We start from the raw sequence: 12,162 nt of genomic DNA, 5'->3' as shown, positions 1-12,162 counted from the left end.
ATGCGCCTGTTCCGCATGTTGAGCCTGTTGTTGGTGGTCGTGGCACCTGCGGCGTTCGCCGACAGCCCGTACCAGGTGGAAATGATCCTGGTGCGCCAGAACGCCGAACCGGTGATCAACAGCCGCGCCGCCCCGGAAAACTGGGATGCTGGCGCTGCGGGCCTGGGCGACCGGCTGAGCCCGCCGCGCCTGTCCAACATTGTCGATAAGCTGCGCGCCGATAACGCCTACACGGTGCTGCTGCATAAGGCCTGGGAACAGAACCTGGGCGAGCAGCCTGTCAAAGTCGCCATCACCGACGGCCAGGAGCAGTTCGGCCAGTTTCCCATCGAGGGCGTGCTGAGCCTGCAACTGGGGCGTTTTACCGATATCGATGCGAACTTCTGGATCAACCAGTTCGACGCCAACGGCAGCGTGATCGCCAGCGAGCACCTGAGCCAGACCGACGTGCGCACCAAGAACAACCAGCTCAATTACCTGGACGGCGGCCACCTGGCGTTGCTGATCAAAATCACCTCGCTGACCGCCAAGCCACCCAGCGCACCACCGCCCGACCTCCAGGACTGATCCAACGCCATGCCCCTGACGTCGTCGCTGACCAAACCCCTGGCCCCTTCGTGGGCCAATCGCTTTAAAGAGCAGAGCCTTGAGCGCGGGCGGCGTTATGCCCTGGAGAACCGGGTGCGCATCGTCGAATCCGGCGACAGCACCATCATCGCCAGTTGCGAAGGCTCAGGCGGCAACGTCTACCGGCAGACCATTTCGCTGCGCGAATCGGCCAAAGGCACGTTGATCCTGGTGGACAGCCGTTGCACTTGCCCGGTGCACACCAACTGCAAACACATCGCGGCGGTATTGCTCAAGGTCCAGGAAACCCTGGCCTTCCCCGCCGCGGCCCAGGATGCCGAGCTGCTGGAAAAGCTCCAGGCAGTCCTGGAAAACCGCGCGGTGTTACCGCAAGTCGTCATGGAGGATGTGGTGCCGGTGCCGCGCCTGTGGATGGCCAGCGTGGAGTTCAGCGCGTTCGAGCCGCGCAACGGCAAGATGCAGCGTTACATCCAGCACCGGGCGGCGCTGTCGTTCAATTATTTGGGCAACTATGTCAGCGGGCAGAAAAACGCCGACATCATCGTGCGCCAGGACACCCAGAGCCTGCGCATCAAGCGCCATCCCGAGCTTGAACAACCGTACCGCGAGCAACTGCGCCTGCTGGGCTTCAAGATCGCCACGCGCCAGAGCAAGGCGCTGCCGGAAAGCGCCGGCGAGCTGTTCGAGATGGTCAATGACAGTGCCTGGCTGACCTTCACCCTCAATGCCACGCCTACCTTGCGGGCCGAGGGCTGGGAGCTGCTGATCGATGATGATTTCGGCTTCGACCTGAGCGCCGTCGATGACTGGTACGCCACGGTTGATGAAGGGCCGGAGCGCGATTGGTTCGATCTGGAGCTGGGGATTATCGTCAACGGCGAACGACTGAGCCTGTTGCCGATTCTGTTGAACCTGATGCGCTCCCACACCGAGATCCTCAACCCGGAAAAACTCGCGCGGCGCCGCGATGATGAGCTGATCCTGGTGAATATCCCGGGCCTGCCCAATGGCCACGGCCCGATACAAGTGGCGTTGCCCTATGGCCGACTCAAACCGGTGCTGGCCACCCTCGGTGAGTTTTATCTACAGGAAGCCGGCGCCACCACGCTGCGCCTGGCCAAGGCCGATGCGATTCGCCTTAACCCGCTGGAAGACCTGCCCCTGCAATGGGAAGGCGGCGAGAAGATCCGTAACTTCGCCCAGCGCCTGCGGGACATCAAGGATTTCACCTGTGTGGCGCCCGAGGGACTGAACGCGACCCTGCGTCCGTACCAACTGGAAGGCTTGAGCTGGATGCAGTCGCTGCGCCAGCTTGATGTGGGCGGGATACTTGCGGATGACATGGGGCTGGGCAAGACCTTACAGACCCTGGCGCATATTCTTAGCGAAAAAAACGCCGGGCGCCTGGATCGCCCCTGCATGGTGGTGATGCCCACCAGCCTGATCCCCAATTGGCTGGATGAAGCAGCGCACTTCACGCCGCAACTCAAGGTGTTGGCGCTGTACGGCGCCGCCCGCAAGAAACATTTTGCGAACCTGCAGGACTACGACCTGCTCCTGACCACCTACGCCTTGCTGCCCAAGGACATCGAACAGCTCAAGGCGCTGCCCCTGCATGTGCTGATCCTCGATGAAGCCCAGTACATCAAGAACCCGTCCAGCAAGGCGGCCCAGGCGGCACGCGAACTGAATGCGCGGCAGCGCCTGTGCCTGAGCGGTACGCCGCTGGAAAACCACCTGGGTGAGCTGTGGTCGTTGTTCCACTTCCTGCTGCCGGGCTGGCTGGGTGACGTAAAAAGCTTCAACCGCGATTACCGCGTGCCCATCGAAAAACGCACCAGCGACGTACGACTGCAGCACCTCAACGGTCGGATCAAACCCTTCCTACTGCGCCGCACCAAGGAACAAGTGGCTACGGAGCTGCCGCCCAAGACCGAGATCATCCATTGGGTCGACCTCAACGAGGCCCAGCGCGACGTGTACGAAACCATGCGCCTGGCCATGGACAAGAAGGTGCGCGACGAGATCACCCGCAAGGGCGTGGCACGCAGCCAGATCATCATTCTTGAGGCGCTGCTGAAGTTACGCCAGGTGTGCTGTGATTTACGCCTGGTCAACGACGCCACCCTGCCCGCCCGTGGCAGCAGTTCAGGCAAGCTCGATAGCTTGATGGAAATGCTTGAGGAGTTGTTTGAGGAAGGCCGACGGATCCTGCTGTTCTCCCAGTTCACCTCGATGCTGAGCCTGATCGAAGCCGAGCTGAAAAAGCGCGGTGTTGCCTACGCCTTGTTGACCGGCCAGACGCGGGATCGGCGCACGCCGGTGAAGGACTTTCAGAGCGGCAAGCTGCAGATTTTTCTGATCAGCTTGAAGGCCGGAGGTGTGGGCCTGAACCTGACCGAAGCCGATACGGTGATCCACTATGACCCCTGGTGGAACCCGGCGACGGAGAACCAGGCGACTGACCGTGCGTATCGCATCGGTCAGGAGAAGCCGGTGTTTGTCTACAAGATGATTGCCCGGGGCACGGTGGAGGAAAAAATCCAGCACCTGCAGAAGGAAAAGTCCGACCTGGCGGCCGGTGTGCTGGATGGCCGTACGACCGGGGATTGGCAGTTGGGCAACGAGGATATCGAAGCGCTGTTTGCGCCGTTGCCCAATAAACAGGAAAAGCGCTGACAGCTCGATCGCCATCGGGGGCAAGCCCCCTCCCACATGACGACTGCGATCAAATGTGGGAGGGGGCTTGCCCCCGATGGGCTCGACGCAGTGTTCAGCCGATCAGTTGAGCATCCCGCAACGCATTCAGCGCCGCCAACCAACGCGGATCCTGCTTGTACTCAGTCGAGGCGACCGCCTGCCCACGCATGCGCGCAATACGCACCGACGGTATGACCTTCATGCGCTGCGCCGCACTCAGTGCCAACTCAGCCGCCGCGCGATCATTGCAAACCAGTCCCATGTCGCAACCGGCCGTCAGCGCCGCTTCGATGCGGCTGGCAGCGTCGCCCACCACATGGGCACCCGCCATCGACAGATCATCACTGAAAATCACCCCATCGAACTGCAACTCACCACGCAGGATGTCCTGCAACCAGCGTCGCGAGAACCCGGCTGGCTGGGCGTCGACTTGCGGGTAGATGACGTGGGCGGGCATCACGGCGGCAAGCTGCTTGCTCAGGCGTGCGAAAGGCACCAAGTCATTGGCGCGAATCTGTTCCAGGCTACGCTCATCATTGGGAATGGCGACGTGGGAATCGGCCTCAGCCCAACCGTGACCGGGGAAGTGCTTACCGGTGGCGGCCATACCGGCGCTGTTCATGCCACGGATGAATGCACCCGCCAGCACGGCGGCCCGCTCGGGGTCGCCCTCGAAGGAACGGGTGCCGACCACAGCGCTGCGCTGGTAATCCAAGTCCAGCACTGGGGCGAAGCTCAGGTCCAGGCCCACGGCCAGTACTTCGGTGGCCATGATCCAGCCGCACTGCTCGGCCAGGTATTCCGCATTCGGGTTATCCGCCAAGGCACGCATGGCCGGCAAACGAACAAAGCCCTGACGCAGGCGTTGTACGCGACCACCTTCCTGGTCGACCGCCAGCAACAGGTCCGGGCGTACCGCGCGAATCGCCGCACTCAATTCGCGCACCTGGCGCGGGTGCTCGATGTTGCGTGCAAAAATGATCAGGCCGCCCACCTCAGGCTGGCGCAGCAGATGGCGGTCCTCGGCCGTGAGCCAAGTGCCGGCAACGTCGACCATCAAAGAACCTTGCAGGGCAGCAGTCATAAACCTTCCTTATAAAACGCACACAACCCATTGCACCCACCAGGCACAGTGAGCACAACAGGTTGCGAGTAAATAGCTGAATTCGGCATGGGCCGCTAGCTTAGCGGATGCAAGCGGCTGCGCACAGCCGGCAGGGTCAAACCTTGGCGGGGGTTGGCGCGGATTTGCTGCGCGGGCGCAATTGGGCGGCCGCCATCGTCGGGTCGGTCACGCCGGTTTCGGCACGCATGCCGGCAGCCAGGAAGGGCACCATCAGGCGCATCACTTGCTCAATAGAGGTGTTGACGCCGAAATCGGTCTCGGCAATGGCCCGCAGCGCCTTGATCCCGGACATGCTGAACGCCGCGGCACCGAGCATGAAGTGCACGCGCCAGAACAGCTCGATGGGCGGAATACGCGGGGCAGCCTCGTTGACCAGCAACATATAGCGACGAAATACCTTGCCGTACATGTCTTCCAGGTACCGCCGCAGGTGACCCTGGCTCTGGCTGAACGCCAGGCCGAGCAGGCGCATGAAGATGGACAGGTCGTTGCCGCTGCGCGGTTGAACCACCAGCGCTTGCTCAACGAGGATTTCCAGCAGCTCTTCGAGTGTCGGCTTGTGGTCAGCCTTGCCCTGACGACGCTCGAGCTCACGGTCGAGACTGGCGCAGAACGGCCCCAGGAAACGCGAAAACACCGCCTGGATCAGGGCCTTTTTCGAGCCGAAGTGATAATTCACTGCAGCGAGGTTGACGCCAGCCTTGCTGGTGATCAGGCGCAATGAAGTTTCAGCAAATCCTTTTTCCGCGAACAATTGCTCGGCAGCATCGAGAATGCGTTCAACGGTTTCCGACTGGGCCATGGCTACTCCGCCTGACAAACACTTGTTTGAAACATACGTTTCAGGGTGTGTCTTGTCAAGCCTGCGAGTTCGCTTTCCGGCCGGGCAGTCATGTATTTCATCGCTATTTAATCACATCTCTACTGATCTGTAGGCAGCGCTATCTCGGGCCTGTGGGAAGCCTCAGGGATGACCGTCCAGCGGAGGGCTGGAAAAGGATGATTGCCAAGCGCAGTTCACTGTATATAATCCCAGTCACTGTATAAAAAGACAGAGCGATCAACATGCTAAAACTGACGCCACGCCAAGCTGAGATTCTGGCTTTTATCAAGCGCTGCCTCGATGACAATGGCTACCCGCCGACACGAGCAGAAATTGCGCTGGAACTGGGGTTCAAGTCCCCTAACGCCGCCGAGGAACACCTCAAGGCCCTCGCTCGCAAAGGCGCGATCGAGATGACCCCCGGTGCCTCACGCGGTATTCGCATCCCTGGCTTCGAGGCCAAGGCCGACGAATCGACCCTGCCGATCATCGGCCGCGTCGCCGCCGGTGCGCCGATCCTGGCGCAGCAGCACGTCGAGGAGTCCTGCAACATCAACCCTACCTTCTTCCACCCTCGCGCCGACTACCTCTTGCGAGTCCATGGCATGAGCATGAAGGACGTGGGCATCTTTGACGGCGACCTGCTGGCCGTCCACACCACCCGCGAAGCCCGTAATGGCCAGATCGTCGTCGCCCGAATCGGCGATGAAGTCACCGTCAAACGCTTCAAGCGCGAAGGCAGCAAGGTTTGGCTCCTGGCCGAGAACCCTGAGTTCGCCCCGATTGAAGTGAACCTGAAAGATCAGGACCTGGTGATCGAAGGCCTGAGCGTCGGCGTCATTCGCCGCTAAAGGAGGCATCATGCAGCTCGTCCATACCCCACAACACACACAACTGTCGCTGTTCGAGGCCTTCATGGCCCAACCCCTTGCGCCCATCCTCAAGGAAACGATCGAAGCGCCCTGGAGCGCCGAGCCCGAGGCGTTCAGTGAATTGTCGTTGCGCGGTGCAGCGGGGAGCTGCCTGAGCCTGCTGGCGCCAATCCTTCGCGAGTTGAGCGAAGAGCAGGACGCTCGCTGGCTAACACTGATCGCCCCGCCAGCCAGCCTGACCCAGGCCTGGCTACGGGACGCCGGCCTCAATCGCGAGCGCATCCTGCTGCTGCAACCGCGCGGTGCGCAAAGTGCCCAGCAGTTGACCTGCGAAGCCTTGCGTCTGGGTCGTAGCCATACGGTAGTGAGCTGGTTGAACCCGCTGAATGCCAGCGCCAAGCAGCAACTGATCAGCGCTGCACGTACAGGCGATGCCCAGAGTTTGAATATTCGATTGGGATAAGGGCCGAGCGGGCTTGTCCCGCGTTGGGCTGCGAAGCGGCACCAAAACCAAGCACCGTGGGATACCTGATATACCGCATTAAAGCCATCCAGGACTGCTTCGCAGTCCAACGCGGGACAAGCCCGCTCGCCACAGAAGCCCGTTCACTGCAGAAGCCAACTCTCCACAACAAACCCGGTCATTGTAAAAACCGACCTATCATCTGGGCTCAATGAAGAACCCGCGGCCCGTCTTCTTTCTCCGGTTCACCTTCTGCCAAGCGCCCCGCCATCTGCACACCCACGCTCAACATGGCTTTAGCCACTTCCACGTGTTGGCCCTGCAGGAACACCTTGGCGTCCTCGGAAAAATCCAGAATGACCAGAGAACCTTCGTCCTCAGCCCGACGCAGCTCGATTCGGCCGTCAGGCAACTCAACAATTTCCAGAAAGGACGTCGGCATAAAAGTCTGTTCTCCACGAAAGGCCGGGATTATATCAGTCATCCACCCAGCCTCGCAGAGGATCTGAACAGGTTTCTTGACAGCTTGATGAATGGTCGCTATCCAATTCCTACAGAATGATCAGCACTCGTTGAGGCCTTCGCGAAAGCGCAACGCCATTTTTTTCAATTCCTGGCGCCAGCCTTCCAGCTCTTCGCGGCTCAACGGCTTGGGTTCTTCCTCTTCCACCGCAACCGCCACAATCAGCGGCTGAGTCACATCCCCCTTGGGCACATGGGGAATGCGCGGCGGTTGGAACATATCGGCATGCGCCTTGAGTAGGCGTGCAACCCAACTGTCGGGGCTTTGCGCCATTTCCACCAGCTCGGCCAATTCAGGAATCGCCATCGAATCCAGAACTTCACGATTCATGATCATTTCAGCACGGGGCGAGCCGGCCTGGGGCAGACGGTAAAAGCCGGCGATTTCATGGCACAGGCCCAGCAAGGCGCCGTACAGGTGGAACAACGCCGCTTCACGCCCCGCCTGGACCAGCGCGATGGCATTCATCTCCTTCCCTTCCTCGGCACGGCCAAGGGCTTCCAGGGACAAACCCGCGAAGTAAATTTTCTGATTGGTACGGGTATAGAGTTCGTTGGCCATGACGGCAATCTCCACAACGAATAAGCGTGATGCTGGCTGAACAGTTTCACGGATCAGCCGAACCTACTGCAAGTGCAATAAACCGCTGCCTATGCGGGTCGAAAGTCCACTTTCAGAACCAAACAGACCCAAATGTGGGAGGGGGCTTGCCCCCGATAGCGGAGTCTCAGTCATACACATGTGAACTGATATACCGCTACCGGGGGGCAAGCCCCCTCTCACATTGGATCTTCAGCGCATCCGCCGGATCAAGCGCCCTGGCGCTTATCCTCGACCTTCCACTTGCCACCGTCGTAGAACGCTTTCCAACCGGTCGGCTTGCCGTCCACTTCGGACTGCACATACTGCTCCTTGGTCTTGCGGCTGTAGCGGATCACGGCCGGGCGACCATCCGGGTCCTTCTTCGGTGCTTCACACAGGAAGTGGTACTTCGGATCGATCTCGTCCTTGTGCGGCACGATCTCCAGCACCAGCGGTGCACGGGTCTCACGGTTTTTCGGGAACTGGCTCGCAGCCAGGAACAACCCCGAAGCCCCGTCACGCAGGATGTAGGTGTCGTTGACCTTCTCGCACTTGAGCTCCGGCATCTTCACCGGATCCATCTTCGGCGGCGCCGCATCACCACTCTTGAGCAGCTTGCGGGTGTTCTTGCAGGTCGGGTTGGTGCAACCGAAAAACTTGCCGAAACGGCCAGTCTTGAGCTGCATCTCGCTGCCACACTTGTCACATTCCAGGCTCGGACCTTCATAGCCCTTGATGCGATAAGTGCCCTCTTCGATCTCATAACCATTGCAATCCGGGTTGTTACCGCAGATGTGCAGCTTGTGCTTCTCGTCCAGCAGGTAGGCGTCCATCGCCGTGCTGCAGATTGGGCAGCGGTGCTTGCCACGCAGTACCAGCGACTCGGATTCGCCCTCGTCATCGGCGGCGATTTCGTCGCCCGGCACCAGGTTGACGGTGGCCTTGCAGCGCTCTTTCGGCGGCAGGCTGTAACCCGAACAACCGAGGAACACGCCGGTGGATGCAGTACGAATCTGCATTGGGCGGCCACAGGTCTGGCACGGAATATCGGTCATCACCGGCTGGTTGGCACGCATGCCACTCTCAGGGCTTTCGGCCACTTCGAGCTTTTTCTTGAAGTCGCCGTAGAACTCGTCCAGCACGTTTTTCCAGTCGCGCTCGCCCTGGGCCACGTCATCAAGGTTCTCTTCCATGCCTGCGGTGAAGCCGTAGTCCATCAGGTTGGAGAAGCTCTCTGACAGACGCTCAGTGACGATATCGCCCATCTTTTCCGAATAGAAACGACGGTTGTGCAGCGCCACGTAGCCCCGGTCCTGGATGGTGGAGATGATCGCCGCGTAGGTCGAAGGACGACCGATACCACGTTTTTCCATCTCTTTTACCAGGCTGGCCTCGGAGTAGCGCGCCGGCGGCTTGGTGAAGTGCTGGGACGGGTCGAGCTTGATCAACTTCAGCGTATCGCCCTGGGCCATGTCCGGCAGCACGTCATCATCGCCCGGCTTGGCGATCTGCGGCATCACGCGGGTGTAGCCATCGAACTTGAGGATACGGCCCTTGGCACGCAGCTCGAAGTCGCCAGCACCCACGCTCACGGTGGTGGACAGGTATTGCGCCGGCAGCATCTGGCAGGCCAGGAACTGGCGCCAGATCAGCTCGTAGAGGCGCTCAGCGTCTCGCTCCATGCCACTGAGCTTGGCAGGCGTGGTGTTGGCGTCGGAAGGGCGAATCGCTTCGTGAGCCTCTTGTGCGCCTTCCTTGCTGCTGTAGACGTTCGGCTTCTCCGGCAGGTACTTCTTGCCGAACTCGCTTTCGATATAGGTACGCGCCATGGCGACCGCGTCCACCGACAGGTTGGTGGAGTCGGTACGCATATACGTGATGTAGCCCGCTTCATACAAGCGCTGGGCCATCATCATGGTCTTCTTCACACCAAAGCCCAGGCGGTTGCTCGCGGCCTGTTGCAGGGTGGAGGTGATGAACGGTGCCGACGGCTTGCTGCTGGTCGGTTTATCTTCACGCTTGACGATGCTGTAGCTGGAAGCCTTGAGCTTTTCCAGCGCGGCCATGGCCTGGGCTTCGTTCAGCGGCTTGAAGGCCTCGCCTTTCTCACGGGCCACTTCAAAGCGCACATTGGCGCCCTTGGCGGTGCCGAGGTCAGCGTGGACTTCCCAGTACTCCTCAGGGATGAACGCACGGATCTCGCGCTCACGCTCCACCACCAGCTTCACCGCAACCGATTGCACTCGGCCGGCCGACAGACCACGGGCGATCTTCGCCCACAGCAGCGGCGAGACCATGTAACCCACCACGCGGTCGAGGAAGCGACGCGCCTGCTGGGCGTTGACGCGGTCGATGTCCAGTTCGCCTGGCTTGGAGAAGGCTTCCTGGATGGCTTTCTTGGTGATTTCGTTGAACACCACGCGCTTGTAGCGGCTGTCATCACCGCCGATGGCTTCCCGCAGGTGCCAGGCAATGGCTTCCCCTTCGCGGTCCAAGTCCGTTGCGAGATAGATGGTGTCAGCATCTTTGGCGAGCCGGCGCAGCTCCTCGATGACCTTTTCCTTGCCGGGAAGGATTTCATACTTGGCCTTCCAGCCATGATCCGGGTCCACCCCCATACGCGAGACCAGCTGCTTGCGCGCTTTCTCTTTAGGGGTGAGCACCGGACCTTCGCCCGCAGCCGCCTTGCCGCGCTTGGCGGCTGGCTCCTTGCTGGCGCTAGCCGAACCGCTGGTGGGCAGGTCTCGGATATGGCCGATACTCGACTTCACCACGTACTCGTTGCCCAAGTACTTGTTGATGGTCTTGGCCTTAGCCGGGGATTCCACAATGACCAGCGATTTGCCCATGGATCGGAAAATTCCTGAATTCGAGAAGTGAAAGGCAGTTGGCGCCTGTCGCGGCAACGCTATATATAGTGGCAACAAGGTGAGGTCAAGCGCAGCAGTCTGCGCGACCTGCCGTTATTGCCCGGAAAAAAGACTGGGTTCGGCCTGGACCAAAGCAAAGCGCGGGACCTGCTCGCCGTCAACTTCGACGGTCTCCAGGAACATGCTCAACGGGCGTACCCAAAAGCCGTAATCGCCATACAGCGCTTGGTAGAACACCACTTCTTCCTCGGTCTCGGAGTGCCGCGCCACACTGAAAACACGGTACTGCGGACCTTTATAATGCTGGTAGAGCCCTGGTTCGACTTTCATGCTCTGGCCCTCTTACAAAATTTGTTGAAAAAAAATATTAAAAATTCCAAAAAACAAAAACCGGGGCACTGGGCCCCGGCTTCCGTCAACCCAACGCTTAGACGCGTTCGAAGACGGTGGAAATGCCTTGGCCGAGACCAATGCACATGGTTGCAACCCCGAGGTTGCCGCCATTTTGCTTCATCACGTTAAGCAAAGTGCCGGAGATACGTGCACCGGAGCAACCGAATGGGTGGCCCAGGGCAATCGCGCCGCCGTGCAGGTTAACCTTCTCATTCATCTTGTCGAGTACTTTCAAATCTTTCAGCACCGGCAGGGCCTGTGCGGCGAAAGCTTCGTTGAGCTCGAAGAAGTCGATGTCGTTGATGGTCAGGCCCGCGCGCTTCAAGGCTTTTTGTGTGGCCGGTACTGGACCATAGCCCATGATCGCCGGGTCCACACCCGCCACCGCCATCGAACGGATCACGGCCAGCGGCTGGATACCCAGGTCCTGGGCACGCTGCGCCGACATCACGATCATGCACGAGGCACCGTCGGTGATTTGCGACGAAGTACCGGCTGTCACGGTGCCGCCCTTTGGATTGAAGGCAGGCTTGAGCGCCGCCAGGCTTTCCAGGGTGGTATCCGGACGAATGGTTTCGTCGTAGTCGAACAGTTTCAGGAAACCGTTCTCGTCGTAGCCGTTCATCGGGATGATTTCATCCTTGAACTTGCCTTCCAAGGTCGCCTTGTGGGCCAACTGGTGGGAACGCAGGCCGAAAGCGTCCTGGGCTTCACGGGTAATGCCGTGCATTTTGCCGAGCATTTCCGCAGTCAGGCCCATCATGCCCGAGGCTTTCGCCGCGTACAGCGACATGTGCGGGTTAGGATCGACGCCGTGCATCATGCTGACGTGGCCCATGTGCTCCACGCCACCGACCACGAACACATCACCGTTGCCGGTCATGATGGCCTGGGCGGCGGTGTGCAGCGCGCTCATCGACGAACCGCACAGGCGGCTGACCGTCTGGCCGGCGGCGGTGTGCGGGATCTGCGTCATCAGCGACGCCATGCGCGCGATGTTCCAGCCCTGTTCCAGGGTCTGGTTGACGCAGCCCCAGATCACGTCCTCGACTTCGTTCGGGTCGACCTTGACGTTGCGCTCCAGCAACTTGCTGATCAGGTGTGCAGACATGTCTTCGGCACGGGTGTTGCGGTGCATGCCGCCCTTGGAGCGGCCCATCGGTGTGCGACCGAAGTCGACAATCACCACGTCTCTTGGATTCAAGCTCATAAATATTCTCGC

Annotated in this window: 11 protein-coding genes; 4 read left to right on the top strand and 7 right to left on the bottom strand. The window is 60.2% G+C overall.

Annotated features, from left to right (window positions below; genetic code table 11):
• Both ACZ445_RS07930 and ACZ445_RS07925 read left to right on the top strand, forming a co-directional pair.
• The gene (locus ACZ445_RS07930; RefSeq protein ID WP_179030353.1) at positions 1–567 is read left to right on the top strand and encodes a CsiV family protein; all 567 of its coding nucleotides are present in this window, start codon (positions 1–3) and stop codon (positions 565–567) included.
• Positions 568–576: 9 nt separating this feature from the next.
• Positions 577–3,267 carry an SNF2-related protein gene (locus tag ACZ445_RS07925; RefSeq protein WP_464708190.1) on the top strand — a complete coding sequence of 897 codons (2,691 nt, stop codon included), beginning with the start codon at positions 577–579 and terminating at the stop codon, positions 3,265–3,267.
• A gap of 94 nt (positions 3,268–3,361) precedes the next feature.
• On the opposite strand, the gene nagZ is transcribed toward ACZ445_RS07925, so the two are convergent.
• Together nagZ and ACZ445_RS07915 are read right to left on the bottom strand one after the other, a co-directional pair.
• A complete protein-coding gene (gene nagZ / locus ACZ445_RS07920) occupies positions 3,362–4,372 on the bottom strand; it encodes a beta-N-acetylhexosaminidase (RefSeq protein ID WP_464708189.1) in 1,011 nt (336 codons plus the stop codon).
• A gap of 136 nt (positions 4,373–4,508) precedes the next feature.
• Positions 4,509–5,216 carry a TetR/AcrR family transcriptional regulator gene (locus tag ACZ445_RS07915; protein WP_058425062.1) on the bottom strand — a complete coding sequence of 236 codons (708 nt, stop codon included), beginning with the start codon at positions 5,214–5,216 and terminating at the stop codon, positions 4,509–4,511.
• A 263-nt stretch (positions 5,217–5,479) separates the two neighbouring features.
• On the opposite strand from ACZ445_RS07915, the gene lexA reads away from it, so the two are divergent.
• Both lexA and sulA read left to right on the top strand, forming a co-directional pair.
• Positions 5,480–6,088, top strand: coding sequence for a transcriptional repressor LexA (lexA, locus tag ACZ445_RS07910; protein ID WP_003172575.1), 609 nt, complete (start codon positions 5,480–5,482; stop codon positions 6,086–6,088).
• A 10-nt stretch (positions 6,089–6,098) separates the two neighbouring features.
• Positions 6,099–6,572 (top strand): SOS-induced cell division inhibitor SulA, encoded by a 474-nt coding sequence (sulA, locus tag ACZ445_RS07905; RefSeq protein ID WP_179029793.1) that lies wholly within the window; start codon positions 6,099–6,101, stop codon positions 6,570–6,572.
• A gap of 208 nt (positions 6,573–6,780) precedes the next feature.
• Here the strand turns inward: sulA and ACZ445_RS07900 are convergent, their stop codons facing one another.
• The 5 genes from ACZ445_RS07900 to fadA all read right to left on the bottom strand — a co-directional run bounded on the left by ACZ445_RS07900 (position 6,781) and on the right by fadA (position 12,150).
• A complete protein-coding gene (locus tag ACZ445_RS07900; protein WP_010212068.1) occupies positions 6,781–7,014 on the bottom strand; it encodes a hypothetical protein in 234 nt (77 codons plus the stop codon).
• 120 nt (positions 7,015–7,134) lie between these two features.
• On the bottom strand, positions 7,135–7,656 hold the full coding sequence (locus tag ACZ445_RS07895; RefSeq protein ID WP_058425064.1) for a DUF6586 family protein: 522 nt from the start codon (positions 7,654–7,656) through the stop codon (positions 7,135–7,137).
• A 248-nt stretch (positions 7,657–7,904) separates the two neighbouring features.
• A complete protein-coding gene (topA, locus tag ACZ445_RS07890; protein ID WP_058425065.1) occupies positions 7,905–10,526 on the bottom strand; it encodes a type I DNA topoisomerase in 2,622 nt (873 codons plus the stop codon).
• Between the two features lie 114 nt (positions 10,527–10,640).
• Positions 10,641–10,877 (bottom strand): DUF1653 domain-containing protein, encoded by a 237-nt coding sequence (locus tag ACZ445_RS07885; RefSeq protein ID WP_010212074.1) that lies wholly within the window; start codon positions 10,875–10,877, stop codon positions 10,641–10,643.
• A gap of 97 nt (positions 10,878–10,974) precedes the next feature.
• Positions 10,975–12,150 carry an acetyl-CoA C-acyltransferase FadA gene (gene fadA, locus ACZ445_RS07880; RefSeq protein ID WP_058425066.1) on the bottom strand — a complete coding sequence of 392 codons (1,176 nt, stop codon included), beginning with the start codon at positions 12,148–12,150 and terminating at the stop codon, positions 10,975–10,977.
• Positions 12,151–12,162 lie beyond the last annotated feature (12 nt).

The organism is Pseudomonas allii (assembly GCF_055380095.1).
Note: the sequence above shows the minus strand (reverse complement) of the source record. Positions and strands in the feature narration are given on the sequence as shown.